Source organism: Mesorhizobium sp. P160927 (assembly GCF_057766385.1).
The window spans coordinates 3,876,657-3,897,820 of sequence record NZ_JBYMDW010000001.1 but is presented as its reverse complement, the minus strand read 5'-3'; the positions used below and the strand labels follow the sequence as shown (position 1 = coordinate 3,897,820).

Here is a 21,164-nt window from a genome sequence, read left to right as displayed (position 1 = left end):
TCTGATATTGTTGCATTTTCCCTTTTCCAGGATTTGCACCGAGAATTTTATGAAAAAATTTTTCATTGCATCTTGGGAGAAACGGTCGAGAATGCCTGCCCATGGAAACGAGCGAAAAACGTCAGCGTGGCCGCCCGCGCGCCTTCAAGGGTCCGGCCGAAGCTGCCTCGGTGCAGTCGCTCGACCGGGCCTTGCGTATCCTGGCCATTGTCGCGGAAGGCAGCGGCCTGTCGCTGAGCGAGATATCGGCGCAGAGCGGGCTTGCCGCCTCCACCGCCTACCGCATGCTGACAACACTCGAAAACCACGGCATGGTCGAATTCGATACATCGGACCAGCTCTGGTCGATCGGCGTCGAGACCTACCGCATGGGCGCGGCGTTCCTGCGCCGCCGCAAGCTGGTCGACCGCGCCCGCATCGTCATGCAGGAACTGATGGAGAAGACCGGCGAGACCGCCAATCTCGGCGTCGCCGAGGACGATTGCGTGGTCTTCGTCAACCAGGTCGAGACGCACCAGGCGATCCGCGCCTTCTTCCGGCCGGGCACGCGCAGCCCTTTCCATGCCTCGGGAATCGGCAAGGCAGTGTTGGCGCATCTCGAACCGGAGCGCGTCGGAACCATCCTACGCAAGGCGGGCCTGCAGCGCTATACCGACAAGACCCTTTCCGACATCTCCGCTCTCGCCCACGATCTGGCCGTCATCAAGCATCGCGGCTGGTCGGTCGACGACGAGGAGCGCCATCCCGGCATGCGATGCGTGGCCGCCGCCATCTTCAATGAGTATGGCGAGCCGATCGGCGGCGTTTCCGTGTCCGGGCCGACGGTGCGGGTCACGCCCGAGCGATTGGCCGAGATCGGCCCGCTGGTGCGCGACGCGGCGGCCGAAGTGACGAAAATGATCGGCGGCTCGAAGGCAGGCTGATCAAGGGACAGACTAGACGCGCCGAAAATCTGTATGCCGCCGGATGCATGGGATCTGACCGTCTTGCCGTCGCGCTCGAATGCATGCGAAAGGGGGCGAATGAGGAAAGTGGTTCAGCTTCTGCTCGCCATTTCGCTGTGCGGATGCGTGGCCGTGGCACCACGATCCGATGCCGGCGACCAGCGGGTCAATCCCATTCCGATCTCACTCGCGCTGGAGGAGATCATCACGGGCGGTATCCGCCAAAGGCTGCCGGATTCGGCCTCCGCCAGGTTCGGGACCATGCTCGCAGGCGAGCGAACTCTTGATGGCCGCCAGGAGATCGTGGTCTGCAGCACCGTCAATGCCAAAACCTCGTCCGGCGTCGGCGACAAGCCGTTCATCGCCAAGGTCTACCCGGATGCTTCAAGCCGCTTTGAACTGGTCGCGATGGACGACGAAACCGAGGCTGCCCGGCTTCAGATTGGCGGCACCTGCCGCGCGGCCGGTCTGCCGATCCCCGACCCGAAGATGCACCTCTAGAAAGACGGTCTTCAAACGACGAAGAGGGGCTGCCTCGCAACCCCTCTTTCCAGTCGCCCGTCGCCACTCAGAGCTGGCAGTAATGGCTGTAGCCGTCACGGCCGATATAGGTGTCGGAGTCCGGGTCGTAGCTGGAGTAGCGATCGAAGCAGCGGCGGACGTGCCAGGAACCGCCATCTTCATCGACATAGACGGTGCGCGGCGGCTGCTGGGCAAGCAGGCTGCCGAGAACGAAACCGCCGACGCCGGCGGCGATGCCGATGCCGAGGCCGTGGTGATGCGAGTGGGCCGCCGAGGGCTGGACGGTGCCGACCAAAGCGGCGGCGGCGACGGTGGTGGCGATGAGGCCGGAAACGACTGTGCGCTTGAACATGATGATCTCCTTGCTTGGTTTGGAGAGGCGAGCCATCCGCCTCTTGATGATCTGTCGTTGCGGCAAGGAAAAAGGTTCGACGGGTTTTTGATTTTTTCGAAGTAGCAGGAATTCGCTGCCTAAAAGGCGCGGCGACCCTCGCCGGCGTTGATCATCCATTCCGGCGCTTCAGGCACCTTGCGCCGATCAGTCATCGTCCGTGACGGCGACAGGAGGCGCCGTATCAGTGAGAAAAGGGCGGCCGAAGCCGCCCTATCCTGGATTGGTTTTCAATCAAGCCGCCAGGCTGCGCTCAATAGAGGATGATGTGGCGGTGGTGGCGACGATGATGGTGATGGCCATAGACCCACCAGTAATCGGGATAGTCCGGGTAATCCTGGTAGTAGAGGTAGTCGTCGAAATGACGATGATGATGATGCATGCCATGAGCCGACGAGGACTGAACGGTGCCGGCGAGCGCGCCGGTTGCGACGACGATTGCGACGATGCCGGAAACGAAACTGCGCTTGAACATGATGACCTCCTGGATCTCTGATCGAGGCGACAATTCGCCTCCGAGGATCAGTCGGCGCGCCGCGGCAAAAGGTTCGACAGATCTGGAGATTTTTTGACGCACTGTTGGCGAAACAGAGTAGGCAGTACCGGCTCACGCCATGACCGGTAGCAATTACTCACTACTCACTACTCACTACTCACTACTCACTACTCACTACTCACCCACTCAGCCCATGCCGGTGATATGCCGAAGCCAGAAGGCGAGCGCGATAAAGCCGATGATGGTGGTGACACCTGTCCAGTCGACATTGGCCTTCTTCACATCGCTGATGAGCTTCACCAGCAGCATCCACGCCACGACGACGATAGGGAGAATGACGACAAGCCTGATCATGCGACACTCCGTTCAGCGCATTGCACTTACCCTGATGTAAGAAGCGCGTTCCCAGATTTCAGCACGCGGCTATGGCATCATCCACCACAGCTGATGCCCAAAAACGGAGTTTTGTCTTTACTGGCGCAACAAATATGCTAACCGGAGCGCCGTGCCCTTGTAGCTCAGCTGGTAGAGCAGCGGTTTTGTAAACCGAAGGTCGGCGGTTCGATTCCGTCCGGGGGCACCACCCTACTCTCTTCGAGCTCCGGGTGGCGGCCACCCCGAGTCCCTTGACGCAGGAGTGTCCTCCGAACCCCCCGTGTGGGGCGATTACGATCGCCACAACCTCTATGAAGCGCTCGCGATCTGGGCCGACACGTTCGTCCTGGTGAACGTATTCCTCACCCTCACCGACTTATAGACATAAGCGGCCCAGATGCCGGTCACCACAAACGAAGCTATGGGTGTCGCCAGCGCGTCGCCTGCGAGCACCTCGTTCACCGGAACTCCCAGAATTGACGAAGTCCAGATCGTATCGAGGATAAACACAGCAGGAATTGCAAACCATTGGCAGAGAAACAATTGCGGGAATCGACGGCTTCGCCGAAGCATTGAAACCAGCACCACCAGCTGAAGCGCCAGAAACGCCAGATTGAGGGCAACCTCGCCGTACACAGCCAGAGAGCCGTTTGGGAGGGTCATGATTTTCTGGTAGCCGTCGGCGGAATTGGCGAAATGGGCGAGCGTGCGCAGCGGTGACAATGTCTGGCCGATAGCCAGCAGCATCAGCCAGCCACCGAAGCCCACAAGAACCTCAGGATTTTGTGACGGCTTCGCTGCCGACCGGACAGCAAAGACAACAGGCACGCCGATCAACAGCAGCACGATCGCCCAATGCCAGATAGAAAACGTCCCCATTTACACTTCTCCTTCTTATGCTCCTCTAGGTTGTATCAGATTTCAAATTCAACTCAAGGGCAATCATCGCGTAAGACGCCGTCCGATGCCGAAGCGACGACTTCTCCTGCCTACTCCTGACGCCTCACACTCCGATCGCCGCCACCAATATCCGGTTCTGTCGCCGTATCGCGGCCCTCAACTCCGGTATCCTGGCGTCGTCCCGCTTCACGAATTCGATGAACATCATGTTCATGTTGTTGAAGATCAGTTCGCCGAGCGCCGTGCCGTCGATATCCTGCCGCACAACGCCGATCTCCTGCAACCGGGCGATCAGCGCGCGGATCTGTTCGGTAAGCGAGCGGTCGAGGCCATTGTAGGTTTGGCCGAACGGGCTGTCGGGCAGTTGCGTCGATATCGCCATCGCCTGCCGCCACATCTCCTTGCTGAGATAGTTCAGCGAGTGCTCGATATAGATGCCGATCAGCGTGTCCAGCGCGTCGCCGACATTGGCGGGCGGCCGGGCGACCACGCCGCGCCCGGCATTGAGCACCTCGTTGACTTCCATCGAGACGATGGCGCCGAGAATATCGCCTTTGTTCTGGTAGTAATTGTAGATGGTGCCAATCGAGACTTCGGCTTGCGCGGCGATCGTCTCGATCTTGGCGCCCTCGTAGCCGGCCTCGCGAAAAAGCGCCGCCGCCGACTCGATGATGCGGCGGTGACGATCCGCCTTTTGCCTTGCCCGCAATCCGCTCATATCAGCCTCTTGCCACGAAAACAGAATTGACTCAATTTTAGAATTGGTTCAATTTTTTGCAAGAAGCCACGAAGGCAAGGAGAACACTCGATGGCCCTCAAATCCAGGAATGCGCTTTCAATCCTGAAGCGCCAGCTGTACGCCGCGTCCGCCGCCACGGCATTGCTGCTTGCGGCGGGCAGCCTTGCCGACGCCGCCGATCTCAACGCGCTGATCTGGTGCGACCATTCCGATCCGGCGCTGCTGCAGCCTTTCGAGGAGGCCAACAACGTCAAGGTCAATGTCAAGGAATTCGAAGGCACCGGGGCTGGGCTGGCCATCGTCGAGCAGTCGCAGCCCGGCGACTGGGATGTGATGGTGATCGATAGCATCGACGTGCCGCGCGGCGTCGAGAAAGGCCTGTTCGAGCCGCTGCCGGAAGACAAGCTGCCGTTCGCCGACCTCTTCCCGCAGGTGAAGATGGACGGCTCGACCGTTGTCGGCGGCAAGCGCTACGGCATCACCGAAAAATTCGGCTACAACACGATCGGCTTCAACAAGACAAAGGTCGACCCGGCGGACATGCAATCCTTGGCGTCGCTGACCGGCGACAAATACAAGGGCAAGGTCGCCATCTACGATTATTATCTCCCCGTCATCGGCATGGCGGCATTGGCCATCGGCAAGAAGACGGCCGATCTCACCGATGCCGACCTGCCCGCGCTCAAGGAAGAGCTGCTCAAGATGAAGGCCAATGCCAAGCTGGTCGGTGAAGTCACAGCCAGCCAGACCGCGCTGGCGACCGGCGAGGTCGACATATTGGTCGGCGGCGGCGAATGGGTGACGGCGGGGCTGGCCAAGGAAAACCCGGCGCTGGACTTCTCCATTCCGAAAGAAGGTGCGGTGCTGTGGTCGCAGTCGCTCGCCATGTTCAAGGATTCCAAGAACAAGGACATGGCGCTGAAATTCATCCAGTACATACTGAGCCCCGAAGGCCAGGCACGGCTCGCCACCTCGTCGTGTTACTGGGGCATGCCGTCCAACACCAAGGCCGCATTGACCGATGACCAGAAAAAGGTCCTGCGTTTCGACGAGCAGCCCGGCTTCCTCGCCCGTGCGCAGGCCTATCCGTCGCCGAATGCCGACCTCGACAAGAAGATGCAGGATATGTGGACCGAAATGCTGCAGGCCAAGTGAGCCGATACGCTGATGAGCGCTGCGGGAAACAGTGAGGGCGCGCGGACAGGCCTTGCCCTTCCCTGGGCGCTGGTCACCCCGGCACTCGGCTGGACGCTTCTCTTCTTCGTGCTGCCTTTCGTCGCCATGGGGCTTTCGAGCTTCACCGCGCAGGAGGGCGGCGGGGGCACCCTGTCCAACTACAGCCAATTCTTCACCAACCCCGCCTACTGGCAGGCGATGGTGAACTCGCTGCAGGTGACGGCGATCGTCACCGTGGTTTCCGTGTTGCTTGCCTATCCCTTCGCCTGGATTCTGGCCGAACAGGTTCCTGAACGCTGGCAGCGGCTGGCGCTGATGCTGGCCGTGCTGCCGTTCTGGACCTCCTATGTCGTGCGCTCCTACTCCTGGCTGCTGGTGCTGGCGCGGAACGGCGTCATCAACCGGGCGCTGACTGGCATCGGTATGGTCTCCGAACCGCTGCAGCTCGCCAATACGCGCCTGGCCACCGTCACCGGCTTCGTGCATTTCTTCGTCATGCTTTTGACGCTGACCATCTTCGCCAATCTGAAGCAGCTCAGCCCCAGTTACCGCAAGGCCGCCGCAGATCTCGGCGCCGGACCCGTGCGCACCTTCCTGCATGTCATCCTGCCATTGACCTTGCCCGGCATCATGGTCGGCGCTTTTCTCACTTTCGTGCTGTGCATCGGCGACTACATCACGCCGCAGATCCTCGGTGGGAACAACGAGCTTCTGATGCCGCAGTTGGTGATGATGCAGATTGGCCGGCGCGGCGATTTTCCATTGGCCTCGGCGCTGTCGATCATCCTGATGGCGGTCGTGACCATCGCCTACCTCGCCTGCGCCCGCTGGCTGAAGATCGAGCGGACCTGATCATGCGCAGCATTGCCCGCATCGCTTCCTGGATTTACGCGCTTGCCGTCTACGGCTTCATCTTCCTGCCGGTCGTCGTGCTGGTGCTGTTCTCGCTCCAGTCGACGTCCTTCCCCATTCCCCCGTTCACAGGCCCGTCGCTGCGCTGGTACGAGGCGGTTCTTTCCGATAGCCGGCTGACCTCGGCGCTGGTCAATTCGCTGCTGGTCGCGCTGCTTTCCTCGGCTGTAGCGGTCGTGCTCGGCTTCCTGTCGGCCTGGGGGTTCGCGCGCTTCGTCCTGCCAGGCTCGGGCCTGCTGCGTGGGTTGATCACCTTGCCGCTCACCGTCAGCTATCTCATCATCGGCATGGGGCTGCTGGTGCTGTTCAACTGGGCCGGCGTGCCGAAATCGCTGCTTGCCGCAGGCATCGGCCATGTCGTGATCAACCTGCCGCTGTGCTTCGCCATCATCTACAGCCAGTTGGGCGACCACCAGATCAACATCGAGCGCGCCGCGCGCGACCTCGGCGCGCCGGAATGGAAGGTGCTGCTGTTGATCACCGTGCCAGTCATGGCGCCGGCCATTTTCGCCGGCTTCTTCCTGTCGATGACCTTCTCCTGGGACGAGTTCGTGATATCCTTCCTGCTGACGCGCTTCGAGACCACGCTGCCGGTGGAGATCTGGAACCTGCTGCGCTCCGGCCTCAACCCCAAGACCAACGCGGTCGGGTCGCTGGTCTTTGCCGTCTCGATCGTGCTGGTGGTTTTCTTCGAACTGACCTTGCTGCGGAGAAAGCCGGCATGAATGCGCCCCTGGTCGATATCCGCGACGTCTCGCACCGCTTCGGACAACATCCCGTGCTGAAGAATGTCTCGCTGACGATAGCCGCCGGCAGCTATACGATCCTGCTTGGACCATCCGGTTCCGGCAAGACGACGCTGCTCTCCATTCTCGGTGGTTTTGTCAATCCGAGCGAAGGCAAGGTTCTCATCCGCGGTCAGGACTGCACCTCGGTGCCGCCGGCCAAACGCCCGACGACGACAGTGTTCCAGGATTATGCGCTGTTCCCGCATATGAGCGTCGGCGGCAATGTCGGTTTCGGCCTGCGCATGCAAGGTATCGACGGCGCGACGCGGGCGGCAAAAGCGCGCGAAGCCTTGACCCTAGTGGGTCTCGCCACCGCCTTCGACAAGAAACCGCACCAGCTTTCCGGTGGCCAGCGCCAGCGCGTCGCCCTGGCGCGCGCGCTGGTGATCGAGCCGGCGGTGCTTCTGCTCGATGAGCCGCTCGGTGCGCTCGACCTGAAACTGCGCCGCCAGATGCAGGACGAATTGAAGGCGATCCAGAAGCGGGTCGGCACCGCCTTCATCCATGTCACTCATGACCAGGAAGAAGCGATGGCGCTGGCCGACCATTGCGTGGTGATGAATGACGGCCGCATCGAGGACGAGGGGCCGCCCGAGCGCGTATATGCGAGGCCGGCGACGCGTTTTTCCGCAACGTTCATGGGCGAGAGCACGATCCTTGCCGGCACGGTCATCGAGACCATGGACATGACGAGCATCGTCACGACACCGGTCGGACCGGTTTCCTTAGCCAGTGCCTTGCCGTTGGGGTCTACCGCCGCACTGGCGATACGCCCTGAGCACCTTGTGCTTGGCGCTGTGTCGGCTGGCACGAAGCTCGGCAAGGCTGATGTGAGCGACGTCGTTTTCCAGGGTAGTTTCAAGCGCGTGCTGGCGACCTCCGTCGAAGAGCCCTCCCTGCGGTTTGTCGCCAAGCTGCCGGCAACCGCCATCGTCCATGCGGGCGACAGGGTCGCGATTTCGTGTGATACCGACCAGATCATCGTGCTGACGGATTGAACATGAGTATGCTTGCGGTCATCGAGGCACCGGACTGGTACGAAACAATCCGCATGGCCGACGGCATCACGCTGATCCACGAGCCATGGATAAAACCGTTCTTCCGCTGCAATATGTGGCATGTGCGCGGACGCGACCGCGATCTCCTGTTGGACACCGGCCTCGGTCATTTCAGCCTGCGCACCCATGTGTCCCTGGTGAGCGAACGCAAGCTGACTTGCGTTGCCAGCCACACGCATTTCGACCATATCGGCTGCCACCATGAGTTTTCCGATCGCTGCGTGCATTCGGCCGAAGCGGCAATCCTGGCCGATCCGCGCAACGAATGGACCGCTGCCGGCACCTATGCGACAGAAGAGATGTTCGATGGCTTGCCGCGGGGCTGGGACACGGCGCGCTATCGCATCCAGCCCGCGCCGACCGACCGTATGCTCGCGCATGGCGACATCATCGATCTCGGCGACCGGGCTTTCGAGGTCGTCCACACGCCAGGCCATTCGCCGGGCGGCATTGCGCTCTACGAGAAGAAGACCGGCATCCTGCTGTCCGGCGACATCATCTATGATGGCCCGCTGATCGACGATGTCTACCACTCGGACATACCAGATTACATGGCGACGCTGCTCGCCATGCGCGATCTCGACGTCTCGGTCGTCCATGGCGGCCATTTCCCGAGTTTCGGCAAAGTGCGCTATCGCCAGCTGATCGACGAATATCTGGCGCAGAAGCGACAGGCCGGCTGCCATCTGCGGCAGGCCGGAAGCGTCGCCGACAACCACGCTTCCTCGTCGCCGCGCGGTTGAAAGCGCTCTCCCAGGCCGACAATGTCCGAGCCGAAAAAACCGATTGCGTTGATCAAAAAGCAGGACGCCTGGTCTCCCGGTCCGGCACGCGAAAGTCTTCCACTCCAGAACGCCGCCGGTCAATTCGGCGCATGCTCGTTCCCAGGAGAGGAGGGAACAGAATCGGATTTCAGATCCGAAGCCCTACAGCGCCCTTTGCGGGCAAGGCATGCCGGCGGCATCGCCGCAACGTGACGCCGTGGGGATCGGCCTGGCGCTCATTTCTTCCGACTGGCGCACCAGTTCGGCGAAGACAAGCGCGAAGCTTCCCAGCATGACAAAGACGATGATCAGGCGTGCTACCGGCAACATGTCGGCCTCGTCTGGCTGGCGCATATCCCCTGGCATCGGGAACCGCGGGATCACGCACACAAATCTGAACTGCCGCAGCGTCCATTGCGTCCCAAAGGACAAGGTGATGCTGCGGGCGCCCCACGCCACCCATGCCGGCTAACATGATCGATCCGGCTTTACGAGACCTTAAGCCCGGCCTTAACCATCACATTCGCTCGCGCCATGACATCAACCGCGAGCGGCTGGTGCGGCGGCCCTGCCGCACCCTCGCCTCATGGGCTGACATAGGCTCTCTTTGCAGACCTGCCTGCCCATGCTACCCCGGCGCTGGCGCGCCAGAACCTGCCGGCGCCAATTGGTCGCGATCGGGGAACCATGAGCACAGCCACCAGCAGCATTGCCTTCGTCTCGTCCGACACAACAGACGCCAAGGCGGCGCTGGACAGCCTGTCGGCACGCTACGGCCAATGTTCGGTCGCCGAGGCGACCGTCGTGGTGGCGCTGGGCGGCGACGGCTTTCTGCTGCAAACCTTGCGCGACACGATGGGTACGGGAAAAAAGGTCTACGGCATGAACCGTGGCACCATCGGCTTCCTGATGAATGAGTACCGGTCCGGAGGACTCACCGAGCGCATCGCTGCCGCGGTCGCCGAAACGATCCGCCCGCTGGAGATGCTGGCGACCACCTCGGATGGCGAACACGTCACGGCACTGGCGATCAACGAAGTCGCGCTGTGGCGCCAATCCTATCAGACGGCCAAGATCCGCATCAGCATCGATGACCAGATACGGCTGGAGGAACTGAACTGCGACGGCGTCATGATCGCGACGCCGGCCGGATCGACCGCGTATAATCTTTCGGCCCACGGCCCGATCCTGCCTCTCGACGCGCCGCTTTTAGCTCTCACGCCGGTCAGCCCGTTTCGTCCGCGACGCTGGCGCGGCGCATTGCTCTCCAACAAGGCGACCGTGCGCTTCGACATTCTGGAGTCGGAAAAGCGGCCGGTGAACGCGGCCGCCGACCACACGGAGGTCAAGGCGGTGACCTCGGTCACGGTGCGGGAATTGCCAACGGCCACCGCGACTCTGCTGTTCGATCCCAACCACTCCTGGAACGAACGCATCCTGGCCGAACAGTTCCGTTACTGAGCCGGCACAGGGATACGAGGCCGGATTGAGCATCGCGATTAAGGTTACAACTTCACAATCGTGCCAATCCTGCCCGTTTCTGTTGACAAATCGCGGGCTTGCGCCTAATCGCAATACCAATCTTGCAGGCGCGTGGCGCTTGCCGCGACGAATGACGTTGCGCTTCCCCGAACCAGCCAAAGACAGCAACACTTGTCCTCAGACACGACGATCGCTCAAGAAGCGTTGACCTTTTCAGACCTCGGCCTGTCGCCGAAGGTGCTTTCCGCAGTCACCGATGCCGGCTATCTCCAGCCGACGCCGATCCAGGCTGGTGCGATCCCGCACGCCTTGCTCGGAAAGGACGTGCTGGGCATTGCCCAGACCGGCACCGGCAAGACCGCGTCCTTCGTGCTGCCGATGCTGACCCGGCTGGAAAAAGGCCGTGCCCGCGCCCGCATGCCACGCACGCTGATCCTGGAGCCGACGCGTGAGCTTGCCGCGCAGGTCGAGGAAAACTTCGTCAAATACGGCAAGAACCACAAGCTCAACATCGCGCTGCTGATCGGCGGGGTGTCGTTCGACGAACAGGACAAAAAGCTGGAGCGCGGCGCCGATGTGCTGATCGCTACGCCTGGCCGTCTGCTCGACCACCGCGAGCGCGGCAAGCTGCTGCTCAACGGTGTCGAGATCCTCGTCATCGACGAGGCGGACCGCATGCTCGACATGGGTTTCATTCCCGATATCGAGCGGATCTGCGAGATGATCCCGTTCACCCGGCAGACGCTGTTCTTCTCGGCGACCATGCCGCCAGAGATCACCAAGCTGACGGAAAAATTCCTGCATGCGCCGGTGCGCGTCGAGGTCTCCAAGGCCGCTTCGGCGGCCACCAACATCATCCAGCGGTTGGTCAAATCGGGCTCAAAGCCTTGGGACAAGCGTGAAACGCTGCGAAACCTGATCAAAGCCGAGGATGCGGAGCTGAAGAACGCGATCATCTTCTGCAACCGCAAGATCGAGGTTTCGGAGCTGTTCCGCTCGCTGCTGAAATATGATTTCGATGCCGGTGCGCTGCATGGCGACATGGATCAGCGCGCGCGCATGCAGATGCTGGCCAATTTCCGTGACGGCAAGCTGCGCTATCTCGTCGCCTCGGATGTCGCCGCGCGCGGCCTCGACATTCCCGATGTCAGCCATGTCTTCAACTACGACGTGCCGATCCATGCAGAGGACTATGTCCACCGCATCGGCCGCACCGGCCGTGCCGGACGCTCGGGCAAGTCCTTCACCATCGCGACCAAGTCCGACACCAAATATATCGACGCCATCGAACGGCTGATCGGGACCAAGATCGAGTGGCATGACGGCGACCTGTCGACGGTGGTTGCCAGCGAAGGCGAGGACGATGCTCCGCGCCGCGGCAAAGGCGCGCCGCGCCGCGCCGGCCGCAAGGACGAGGACCGCAACGACAGAGGCGGGCGCAAGAAGGGCGGCGAGCGTCGCGGCGGACACAGCGAGGAAGATGCCTCGGCCGTGGCTGCTCAACCGCAGGAGCAGCCCGATGTAGCGGAGACGGCCGATGTCGTCGAACGGCGCGCGCGCAAGGATGCAATCCGCTCGGAAAACACCGATCGCAAATCGTCAGACCGCAATGAGCCGCGCGCCCCTGAGCGCGGTGACACCAGGCCGCAGCGCAGCAACAGCCGCCCTGCCCGCCACCATCAGGAAGACAACGACGCCACAGTCGGCTTCGGCGACGACATGCCGGCCTTCATGCGCATCGTCGCCAAGGTCTGATTCCAGCCAGCAAGGCGCCTGGCCGGCTTGCCTTCCTTTGCCCTGCAGCCGAAAGCATTCGAGGAAAAGGCGCATAGCGCTCTTCGTCGCGAATTGCGGAAACGAAGACGTGGGGCGATTCAGGCGAGCGCTGGTCCGCTCCAGTTCACATCGGCCCGGGCATCATCTTGGTCGGTTTTTCCAGCATAGGAAACTCGGCCCTGTTGCATTTCACCTTCGGGTTCGTCGGACTGAACATGCCGTTCGGGTTGTCATCGAGCCAGGCATGAAGATCGTAGTGGACGAACTCCTTCGGGATGAGCGGGTAGTGTCCTTCCATCGGGCCCATGAAGGTTTGACCAAATAGCTTCGGCGGCGCCTTGATGTCCGGGGTTAGCGGCACCAGCCATTCCACGCCGACCAACTTCAGGCCTTTCTTGGTCGGCTCGTAGATCAGGACGTTGGGCTTCATCGGGTCCAGTTTCTGGCCGACGCTTGGAACGTTGACGAAATGGATGCCCATGGCGCCTTTCGGATAGTCCATGGAGCCGGGTATCTTTTCTCCGCTGTAGTAGACGCAGCCGACCGTCGAGAGATAGAGATCGCGGACGGCGGCGGTGTAGTCCTGATATTTGGCGAGCGATTTTTTCAACGCGTCGATGTCGGCCTTGTTGGCGTCCTCGGCATGAGCCGTGGCGAGGCCCAACCATGCACCTACAACACCTGTTAAAGCGAGGACGCCGCAGCGCCCAAGGCTGGCTGTTCTTGTCATGCATTCCTCCCAGATTTCATGATCTGGCCGTGCAAGAGCGAGGCGGCGGCAAAGACGTCGATTGCGCGGCCGATTAAACCGCCCCATCCCCTTTGGAACGCGGCAATGCTAATCCTTTCCACGGCTTCGGAAAAGAACTTATTAGATCTTGCTAATTTTATTTCACTGCTGTCACGAGACTGGGAACGCCAATATACGCCTGGACGAAAACGGCCCCCATTGGAGGCCGTTTTCGCGTCACAAGCACAATTCAGCTTTAGGTGAGCGGCGAAAGCTGGATCTCGACGCGTCGGTTCTGGGCCCGGCCCTCGGCCGTGGCATTGGAGGCGACGGGCCTTGTCTTGCCAAATCCGGTGACGGCGAAGCGGCGCTGATCGACGCCCTGGCCGGAGAGATAATTGGCGACCGCCAGTGCACGGCGCTGCGACAGGTCGAAATTGTGCTGGTCGCCACCGGTCGAATTGGTGTGGCCGAAAACGTCGACCGTGGTCTGCTTGAACTTCTTCAGCACCAGCGCCACCGAATTCAGCACCTGGTAGAAGCCGGGCTTCACCGCGTCCTGGTCGGTGTTGAAGGTGATGTCGGACGGCATGTTGAGGATGATCTGGTCGCCGCTGCGGGTGACGCTGACGCCGCTGCCCTCGAGCTGCCGGCGCAGTTCGGCCTCGTTCTGGTCCATCGTGGCGCCGATGGCGCCGCCGGCCAGCGCGCCGATGCCGGCGCCGATCAAGGCATTGCGGCGGTCATTGCCGCCGGCAAGCAGACCAAGGCTGGCACCGGCCAGAGCGCCGAGGCCCGCGCCCGCCGCCGTGTTGGAAATCTTCTGGTCGCCCGTATACGGGTCGGTGGTGGTGCACGCGGTCACGAGCAGAGCCGTCGCCATAACGACGAGCACGGTCTTCTTCATAGGATGGTCCCTCTCCAAGTCACGCCTTACGATGGCGCCAAATCAGCCCTTGCCGCGACTTGTACCATGAAATGCGGCGAAAAACGGAACGGGAAAAGCGCCTGCCAATTATCCAGTTGGCCGCCTGGTGTGGCTACCAGAGATTCTTGCCGTCAATGACCACCACTTCGACCTTGTCGAGATCGAAGTCATCGAACAGCCGCGCGTTGACGCTGATCTTCGGATTGTCGAAATCCGGCTCGCCGGTCGACCAGTCCGGCGTTTCAGTGAAGGTGCCGCAGCCGCAGGTTGCGCAAAAACCATGCTTTACGGTTTTTGAGCCCCACTGATAAAAGGAAACATTCTTCAGCGGCGTGACGAGCTTGAACTGCGATGGGGTATAGTAGGCCCAAAGCGAGCCGCGTTTCGAGCAGAACGAACAGGTACATTGCGTCACCGTCTGCGGCGCTTCCGACATCTCGAACATCGTCGCCTTGCAGTGGCAGCTTCCCTTGATGGCCATGAATATCACCTCTCCATTGTCCGCCGCCCAAGCGGCAAGGCACCATAAAGAAGCGATCCTGACAACTGGCCGTCAGCAGGCTTTTGCGCCAATGCACTTCAACAGTCGGCGCGGCTCAAAATGAGCGCGGCGGCACGAACAGACATATCGTCTTGCCGGCATCGAGACCGGCCTGATGCGCGCACCAGTGAAATTCGCCGTCAGGGCTGTCCTTGATGCGCTTGTCCGTCATCGGAACGACTTCGCCGGTGCCGGCAATCACATAGCCCTCGGGCTTCTCCAGCACTTCGCCGGTATGCGTGGCACGACAGTCATAGTTGGCGCAGCAGGCGAACGGATAACTCCAACCCTGCGGCTTTGCCTCCGTGGGCTTGGCATCATGAGCAAAGGCCGCAGGCGCGAACATCGCGACGGCAAACAGAGAAAACATAAGTCGGCCGACCGGTTGAACGGCTCGGGCCGATCTGGGCGTGGCAGCAGACATGGGACGTTCCTTTCGAGCGTCAAGCTTTTCGCCTGCCCGTTCCCGGAACGTGTCTTCCCAGTGGCCGGATCATCAGTCGCAGATATGCCGCGTCCGGCCATAAATGCTTTTTGTCTCCCAGCATTTGGATGCTGGGCTGATTCCTTGGTCGGCGCAAGAAGCCGCTGCGCCCAGATAGGGGCGCACGCCATAAGCACACTGCTACCGCTGACGAGATTCAAGCCAGGTAAGTTCCCGGCAGGCGGGGCATGCAAACAACGGGATTGGTCCCGGACTAGTTCCAGCCGGTCAAATCCAATCACATGCTCTTGATTGACCGCGACAGTTCCGACGATCGCCCGCAAAGGAGGATCAGCCGCCATGCAGCCGACGAAGCCATGGGCAGCCGGCCGAACGGCGAACACTCGCCGCGCCCGCCTTGGAGCAAGAAAAGCCCCCTTCCCGCACCAGAGCAAAAGCGAATCCGGACCCTTGCGATCACCGCGAACTTGGCGCGCCGCACCGGCTAGCACTTGAGGCCAACACTGGGCGCCGCACGATAATACGTCCGCTTTTGCGACGGGGCTCGCGATCATTGCCCGCGCAAGCAGCCTAATCCAGGTCCGCCACCGCTTCGCCCGCGCCGCCCTCGATGCGTTGCGACAACGAGGCTTCCATGAAGTCGTCGAGGTCGCCGTCGAGCACGCTCGACGGGCTGGTGCTTTCGACACCGGTGCGCAGATCCTTGACCAGCTGATAGGGCTGCAGCACGTAGGACCGTATCTGGTGGCCCCAGCCGATGTCGCTCTTCGATGCCTCGGTGGCGTTGGCCACCGCTTCGCGCTTCTTCAGCTCTTCCTCGTAGAGGCGCGAGCGCAGCATTTCCCAGGCCTTGGCCTTGTTCTTGTGCTGCGAGCGTTCGGCCTGACAGGCGACCGCGATGCCGGTGGCGATGTGGGTGATGCGCACGGCCGAATCGGTGGTGTTGACGTGCTGGCCGCCGGAACCCGATGAACGATAGGTATCGATGCGCACGTCGGATTCGGAGACGTCGATCTCTATCCTGTCGTCGACCACAGGATAGACCCAGACGCTGGAGAAGGACGTATGACGGCGCGCATTGCTGTCATAGGGTGAGATGCGCACCAGACGGTGGACGCCGGATTCGGTCTTCATCCAGCCATAGGCATTGTGGCCCTTGATCAGCAAGGTCGCGGACTTGATGCCAGCCTCTTCGCCGTCGTGCACTTCAAGCACCTCGACCTTGAAGCGGCGGCGCTCGGCCCAGCGCGTGTACATGCGCAACAGCATCGAGGCCCAATCCTGGCTCTCGGTGCCGCCGGCGCCGGCATGGATTTCGAGATAGGTATCGTTGGCGTCCGCTTCGCCCGAGAGCAGCGTTTCCACCTGTCGGGCCTTGGCCTCGCCCTGCATCGAACGGATCGCGGCTTCGGCTTCGGCGACGACGCCTTCGTCGCCCTCTTCCTCGCCGAGCTCGATGAGACCGATATTGTCTTCCAGCGCCTGGGTCAGGCCCTTGACCGCCGCGATGCCTTCCTCGAGCCCCTGGCGCTCGCGCATCAGCTTCTGCGCTTCCAGCGGTTCGTTCCAGAGACTGGCGTCCTCGGCACGCACGTTCAGGTATTCAAGCCGCTTTATGGCCTGATCCCAGTCAAAGATGCCTCCTCAGCAGGGTTATCGCCTGCCTGATCTCGTCGACGATATTCTGCGTTTCCGCGCGCATGGCCTGATGTTTTGTCCTGTTGCTGAATGACGCTTCGGTCGGCGCGATACATAGGGACGGTGCCGCCATGTGTAAAGCGAAATGGGCCAGCCGGAGGCTGGCCCAACTGGACGCGTGGATTCGTCAGTAAAGGCCGCCGCCGCCGTCCTGGATGGCCTGGTTGGCCTGCGGCGACAGCGCGCCGCCCGAGGCGTTGGAGCCATCAGCACCCATGCCGATCACCCAGTAGCTGTCAGCGGGGCCGGTACCCGGCTTGAAAGCCTCGATGATGGTGCCCGCATCGCCCGAGGAGGAGCGCATGCCGGTCTTGCGGTTGATGGCGATCAGGTTCATGCCGTCAGGCACCTTGAAGTCGACATTGGGCGTGCCGTCGAGCGCCACACGCATGAAGTCCTTGAAGATCGGGGCGGCAAGACCGCCGCCGGTGGCGCCGTGGCCGAGGCCGCGCGGCGTGTCATAGCCCATGTAAAGCCCAACCACGAGGTTCGGCGTATAGCCGATGAACCATGCGTCCTTCTCGTCGTTGGTGGTGCCGGTCTTGCCGGCTATGTGGCGGCCAAGTTCCCCGATTGTGGCGCCGGTGCCGCGCTGGACGACGCCTTCCATCATCGAGGTGATCTGGTAGGCGGTCATCGGATCGAGCACCTGCTCGGAATTGTCGACCAGTTCCGGCTCGGGCTGGTTTTTCCATTCAGGAGCGTTGCAGCCTTCGCAGCCACGCTCGTCCTGCTTGAACACGGTCTTGCCGTAGCGGTCCTGGATACGGTCGATCAGCGACGGTTTGATCGACTTGCCGCCATTGGCCATGATCGAATAGGCCGAAACCATGCGCATGACGGTCGTCTCGCCCGAACCCAGCGCCATCGGCAGATATGGCGCCAGATGATCATAGACCCCGAAGCGCTCGGCATATTCGACGACCAGCTTCATGCCCATGTCGTTGGCAAGCCGCACCGTCATCAGGTTGCGCGACTTCTCGATGCCGGAGCGGAGCGTTGCCGGCCCGGCGACGGTGCCGTCATAGTTCTTCGGCGTCCAGGTGGTGTTGCCGCTCTGGATGGTGATCGGTCCGTCCATGATCACCGAGGCCGGTGTATAGCCATTGTCGAGTGCGGCCGAATAGACGATGGGCTTGAATGACGAACCCGGCTGGCGCATCGCCTGGGTGGCGCGGTTGAATTCCGACTGCGAATAGGAGAAGCCGCCGACCATGGCGAGCACACGGCCTGTATGCGGATCCATCGCGATCAGGCCGCCTTCCACCTCGGGAACCTGCCGCAAGCTGTACGTATTGTCGGAGCCGTCGTTCTTCTGGACGAAGATGACGTCGCCTGGCTTCAGCACGTCGGCCGGCGACTTGGCCTTGACTGTTTTGCCGTCGACCACATGGCGCATGGCAAAGCCCATGTCCTCCTTACTGACGGTGCCTTCGACGCGTTCCTTCACGATGTCGCCCGACGCCTGGCGTGCGGGCTGCAAGCCGATCGACAGCCCGGACGCCGAACTGTCGAGCACGACGGCCAGCGACCACTCGGGAACGTCTTCCAGGCCCTTGACGGCGCCCAGCGGCACACCCCAGTCGCCGGACACGTCGACCGTCTTCACCGGCCCGCGATAGCCACGCAAAGTATCGTATTTCATCAATCCATTCTGCATCGCCTTGCGGGCAATGAGCTGGACCTTCGGGTCAAGAGTGGTGCGAATCGACAGCCCGCCCTCATACAGCGCGTTCTCGCCATAGCGGGCGATGATTTGCCGACGAACCTCTTCCGTGAAATACTCGCCGGCGAAAAGGTAGGAGCCGCTGCGGCGCGGAGCAACGCCAAGCGGCTCGGCCTTCGCCTTTGCGCCCTCTTCAGGCGTCACGTAACCGTTCTCGACCATCTGGCCGATCACCCAGTTTCGCCGTTCGATTGCTCGGTCGGCATGCTTGAAGGGATTGTAGTTGGCCGGACCTTTCGGGAGCGATGCCAGATAAGCGGCCTCGGCCACGGTCAGCTCGTTTACCGATTTATCGAAGTAGGTCAGTGCCGCACCGGCAACGCCATAGGCGTTGAAGCCAAAGAAAATCTCGTTGAGATAGAGCTCGAGGATACGATCCTTGGAATAGGCCTGTTCGATGCGGAACGAGAGGATGGCCTCCTTGACCTTGCGTTCCAGGGAACGCTCGTTGGTGAGCAGGAAGTTCTTGGCAACCTGTTGGGTGATCGTCGAGCCGCCCTGCATGGGGCCACCCGAAACGTAAGTGATAACCGCTCTGCCCAACCCCGTTATGTCGACACCGGGGTGGCTGTAGAAGTTCTTGTCCTCAGCCGACAGGAAGGCAGCCTTGACGCGATCCGGGATAGCCTGGATCGGCAAATACAGGCGCCGTTCCCGCGCGTACTCGGCCATCAGCGCGCCGTCCGAGGCATGGATCCGGGTGGTCACCGGAGGCTCGTACTTTGCCAGCACTTCGTAGTCAGGCAGATCCTTCGCTACATGGCCGATGTAGAGGGCAACGCCCGCCGCGGCCAGGAGGGCCAGCGTCGTGCCTATGCCGAAGAAATAGCCAATGAGACGAATCATACCCGCTCCAGTCCTTGGTTCGGGAATTTCCTAAACGAAGCCGCCTTTCACGCAAGCTTTCGAGCCGGTCCCAACCCGTAATCGAAACCCATGTCGCCACCATGTGGACAAAATACGGCAAGGCCTGATTTCGCAGCCGCAAGCCCGAAATAAAAGCGCGGGGTGTTGTCATCGCGCAACGCCGCCTCTGGTTGCAGGCGCCGCCGGGCATAGTCAACCTCCGGTTCCAGCCCCGGCACGCGCGGAAGCGAACAATGCCACGGCATTGGTGATGCTTTGCGCTGCCTTGCCGCGCCATTCGGCGTCAAGCAGTTGCGCCTCGTCCTTGGCATTGGAGAGATAGCCGAGCTCGACCAGCACGGACGGCACGTCGGGGGCCTTCAGCACCTTGAACCCGGCCGAACGCTGGGGATTGTTTATAAGGCCGACACTGGTCGACAGCTGGCCAACCAATGTGTGGGCAAAACTCATCGAGAAGGTGTGCGTCTCGCGCCGGATCAGATCGATCAGGATATCGGTCACTTCCTTGTTGTCGTTCTTGATGACCATGCCGGCGAACTGGTCGGACAGGTTTTCACGGTCGGCTAGCGCCTGCGCTTCCGGATCGGAGGCCTTGTCGGAGACGGTGTAGACCGTGGCGCCGCGGATGCCCTTGACGCTGATCGTATCGGCATGAATCGAAATCAGCAGATCGGCCTCATGCTGGCGGGCAATGCGGACGCGGTCGTCCAGGCGCAGATATTCGTCGGTATCCCGGGTCATGAAGACATCGTATCGGCCGGCGGCCGCGAGTTTGTCGCGCAGCTCCGTGGCAAAGGCCAGTGTGACGTTCTTCTCGATAGTGCCGTTCAAGCCTTCGGCACCGCCGTCTATGCCGCCGTGGCCGGGGTCGATGACGACGGTGAATCGGTGGCCCGGATTGGAGACAGGCCCGGTTCCGACCCGGCCGCCCTTGTCGGTCGAAACCGTGGAACCGGTCGTCAGCGCCTGATTGGCAAGAGCGGCGTCGAACTCACGTTCGGAGGCCGCCGACATGTCGACGGCAAGGCGGTAGCCGGTTCCGTCCTCGTTCTTGAGCACATCGAGCTTGTCGACGGCGAACGGCCCCTTGCCGGTGAGGATCAGTCGCGAGACGCCCTCGCCGAGTTCGCCGAGCCGCACGCCCTTGACCAGGCCACGCGGCTTCAGATCCTTGGCATCGATGGCAAATCGGGTGTTTGCAAGATCGATGACAAGGCGATTGGGTCCGCGCAGCAGGAACCATCTGATGTCAGGCTCGCGATCGAAATCCATGACGATGCGCATCTTGGTGGCATCGCCGGCCATTTTGTAGCCCTTGGCCACGAGCGGAGCGTCGGCGGCATTGGCAACAGGGAAAAAGGCTACAGGGAAAAAGACCTGGGAAATCACCACCAGCAGCAGGAGACAGAAGGCACGGAGAACCTGGCCGCCAACACGACATCCCTTGTCTGTGAAGTCCGCCAGTCCCATCTTTCTTCCAGTCGCTCCCGGTTTGGCGCCAGGCGCCGGTTCGTTTCGTCAACATGCCGGTTAGGCCGCGAGCTCGATTAACGATTGGTATCCAGAGAAGGTTAACCAAGCCTTTTCACGCAAGGACGGGGCCAGGCTTACGCTACGGAACTGCTTTTTGCCGGCATCGGAAATCGGGGTTGCCTTCCAACCCGCCAAATCATAAAAGCGATGGTGGATCACTGCAATCCTGGAACCGCCCTCCTCCGCAGCTTCCTGCTACAGGGTCAGATGAAAGGCGGCTCCTTTCGCTTCACGCGAAAAGGCTTCAGGTGATTGCGACGAATTTCGCAGGTGTGCTCCCGTGGCGGGGGAATCGCCTGCGTGAGGAAAACGGCCGGGTTTATTCCCGCGCCGGCTCTGTATGAGCAAACAAGCTGGTCCGGTTTCCGGGCTT

At 61.5% G+C, this 21,164-nt stretch carries 22 protein-coding genes and 1 tRNA gene; 10 read left to right on the top strand and 13 right to left on the bottom strand.

What is annotated here, in order from left to right:
• Positions 1-101: 101 nt before the first annotated feature.
• Both bhcR and AC3CB8_RS18980 read left to right on the top strand, forming a co-directional pair.
• Complete coding sequence (bhcR, locus tag AC3CB8_RS18985; protein WP_352563174.1) at positions 102-923, top strand: HTH-type transcriptional regulator BhcR; 822 nt, start codon at positions 102-104, stop codon at positions 921-923.
• Positions 924-1,022: 99 nt separating this feature from the next.
• Positions 1,023-1,445, top strand: coding sequence for a hypothetical protein (locus AC3CB8_RS18980; RefSeq protein ID WP_352563173.1), 423 nt, complete (start codon positions 1,023-1,025; stop codon positions 1,443-1,445).
• Positions 1,446-1,512: 67 nt separating this feature from the next.
• On the opposite strand, the gene AC3CB8_RS18975 is transcribed toward AC3CB8_RS18980, so the two are convergent.
• The 3 genes from AC3CB8_RS18975 to AC3CB8_RS18965 form a co-directional block, all read right to left on the bottom strand.
• A complete protein-coding gene (locus AC3CB8_RS18975) occupies positions 1,513-1,818 on the bottom strand; it encodes a BA14K family protein (RefSeq protein ID WP_023773062.1) in 306 nt (101 codons plus the stop codon).
• Positions 1,819-2,110: 292 nt separating this feature from the next.
• Complete coding sequence (locus AC3CB8_RS18970; protein ID WP_023783937.1) at positions 2,111-2,332, bottom strand: hypothetical protein; 222 nt, start codon at positions 2,330-2,332, stop codon at positions 2,111-2,113.
• 207 nt (positions 2,333-2,539) lie between these two features.
• Positions 2,540-2,707 (bottom strand): hypothetical protein, encoded by a 168-nt coding sequence (locus AC3CB8_RS18965; RefSeq protein WP_023773064.1) that lies wholly within the window; start codon positions 2,705-2,707, stop codon positions 2,540-2,542.
• Positions 2,708-2,860: 153 nt separating this feature from the next.
• Between AC3CB8_RS18965 and AC3CB8_RS18960 the strand changes: the two genes are divergently transcribed.
• Positions 2,861-2,936, top strand: a tRNA-Thr gene (locus tag AC3CB8_RS18960).
• Positions 2,937-3,037: 101 nt separating this feature from the next.
• Here AC3CB8_RS18960 and AC3CB8_RS18955 read toward each other — a convergent pair.
• Together AC3CB8_RS18955 and AC3CB8_RS18950 are read right to left on the bottom strand one after the other, a co-directional pair.
• The gene (locus tag AC3CB8_RS18955; RefSeq protein ID WP_023773065.1) at positions 3,038-3,607 is read right to left on the bottom strand and encodes a DUF2569 family protein; all 570 of its coding nucleotides are present in this window, start codon (positions 3,605-3,607) and stop codon (positions 3,038-3,040) included.
• Positions 3,608-3,731: 124 nt separating this feature from the next.
• A complete protein-coding gene (locus tag AC3CB8_RS18950; protein ID WP_352726488.1) occupies positions 3,732-4,346 on the bottom strand; it encodes a TetR/AcrR family transcriptional regulator in 615 nt (204 codons plus the stop codon).
• Positions 4,347-4,436: 90 nt separating this feature from the next.
• On the opposite strand from AC3CB8_RS18950, the gene AC3CB8_RS18945 reads away from it, so the two are divergent.
• The 5 genes from AC3CB8_RS18945 to AC3CB8_RS18925 are packed head-to-tail and all read left to right on the top strand — an operon-like array spanning position 4,437 to position 9,044.
• Positions 4,437-5,522: a polyamine ABC transporter substrate-binding protein gene (locus AC3CB8_RS18945; protein ID WP_352563171.1), complete on the top strand. Its 1,086-nt coding sequence runs from the start codon at positions 4,437-4,439 to the stop codon at positions 5,520-5,522.
• A gap of 12 nt (positions 5,523-5,534) precedes the next feature.
• Positions 5,535-6,395, top strand: a complete 861-nt coding sequence (locus AC3CB8_RS18940; RefSeq protein ID WP_352552260.1) for an ABC transporter permease — start codon at positions 5,535-5,537, stop codon at positions 6,393-6,395.
• 2 nt (positions 6,396-6,397) lie between these two features.
• Positions 6,398-7,180 (top strand): ABC transporter permease, encoded by a 783-nt coding sequence (locus AC3CB8_RS18935; protein ID WP_352563170.1) that lies wholly within the window; start codon positions 6,398-6,400, stop codon positions 7,178-7,180.
• The gene (locus AC3CB8_RS18930) at positions 7,177-8,241 is read left to right on the top strand and encodes an ABC transporter ATP-binding protein (RefSeq protein WP_352563169.1); all 1,065 of its coding nucleotides are present in this window, start codon (positions 7,177-7,179) and stop codon (positions 8,239-8,241) included. Before AC3CB8_RS18935 ends, AC3CB8_RS18930 begins: the two co-directional genes overlap by 4 nt.
• A gap of 2 nt (positions 8,242-8,243) precedes the next feature.
• Entirely contained in the window at positions 8,244-9,044 is an 801-nt protein-coding gene (locus AC3CB8_RS18925; protein ID WP_352563168.1) for an MBL fold metallo-hydrolase, read from the top strand.
• Between the two features lie 183 nt (positions 9,045-9,227).
• Here the strand turns inward: AC3CB8_RS18925 and AC3CB8_RS18920 are convergent, their stop codons facing one another.
• Complete coding sequence (locus AC3CB8_RS18920) at positions 9,228-9,395, bottom strand: hypothetical protein (RefSeq protein WP_245273899.1); 168 nt, start codon at positions 9,393-9,395, stop codon at positions 9,228-9,230.
• A 357-nt stretch (positions 9,396-9,752) separates the two neighbouring features.
• On the opposite strand from AC3CB8_RS18920, the gene AC3CB8_RS18915 reads away from it, so the two are divergent.
• Both AC3CB8_RS18915 and AC3CB8_RS18910 read left to right on the top strand, forming a co-directional pair.
• Positions 9,753-10,526 (top strand): NAD kinase, encoded by a 774-nt coding sequence (locus AC3CB8_RS18915; protein ID WP_488377337.1) that lies wholly within the window; start codon positions 9,753-9,755, stop codon positions 10,524-10,526.
• Between the two features lie 192 nt (positions 10,527-10,718).
• Entirely contained in the window at positions 10,719-12,302 is a 1,584-nt protein-coding gene (locus AC3CB8_RS18910; RefSeq protein WP_031241235.1) for a DEAD/DEAH box helicase, read from the top strand.
• A gap of 145 nt (positions 12,303-12,447) precedes the next feature.
• Here the strand turns inward: AC3CB8_RS18910 and AC3CB8_RS18905 are convergent, their stop codons facing one another.
• The 7 genes from AC3CB8_RS18905 to AC3CB8_RS18875 form a co-directional block, all read right to left on the bottom strand.
• A complete protein-coding gene (locus AC3CB8_RS18905; protein WP_023773074.1) occupies positions 12,448-13,053 on the bottom strand; it encodes a hypothetical protein in 606 nt (201 codons plus the stop codon).
• A 256-nt stretch (positions 13,054-13,309) separates the two neighbouring features.
• Positions 13,310-13,960 carry a YiaD family glycine zipper/OmpA-like lipoprotein gene (locus AC3CB8_RS18900; RefSeq protein ID WP_488377336.1) on the bottom strand — a complete coding sequence of 217 codons (651 nt, stop codon included), beginning with the start codon at positions 13,958-13,960 and terminating at the stop codon, positions 13,310-13,312.
• A gap of 133 nt (positions 13,961-14,093) precedes the next feature.
• Positions 14,094-14,462, bottom strand: coding sequence for a GFA family protein (locus tag AC3CB8_RS18895; protein ID WP_023773076.1), 369 nt, complete (start codon positions 14,460-14,462; stop codon positions 14,094-14,096).
• A 115-nt stretch (positions 14,463-14,577) separates the two neighbouring features.
• Positions 14,578-14,946 (bottom strand): hypothetical protein, encoded by a 369-nt coding sequence (locus AC3CB8_RS18890; RefSeq protein WP_023773077.1) that lies wholly within the window; start codon positions 14,944-14,946, stop codon positions 14,578-14,580.
• 591 nt (positions 14,947-15,537) lie between these two features.
• Positions 15,538-16,669 (bottom strand): peptide chain release factor 2 gene (gene prfB / locus AC3CB8_RS18885; protein ID WP_015318029.1). Its coding sequence is split into 2 segments (ribosomal slippage): positions 15,538-16,602 and positions 16,604-16,669, totalling 1,131 coding nucleotides; the frame shifts between segments, so codons are not numbered across the junction.
• Between the two features lie 123 nt (positions 16,670-16,792).
• Entirely contained in the window at positions 16,793-19,237 is a 2,445-nt protein-coding gene (locus tag AC3CB8_RS18880) for a penicillin-binding protein 1A (RefSeq protein WP_023773079.1), read from the bottom strand.
• Positions 19,238-19,450: 213 nt separating this feature from the next.
• A complete protein-coding gene (locus AC3CB8_RS18875; protein WP_023795136.1) occupies positions 19,451-20,728 on the bottom strand; it encodes an N-acetylmuramoyl-L-alanine amidase in 1,278 nt (425 codons plus the stop codon).
• Between the last annotated feature and the right edge of the window lie 436 nt (positions 20,729-21,164).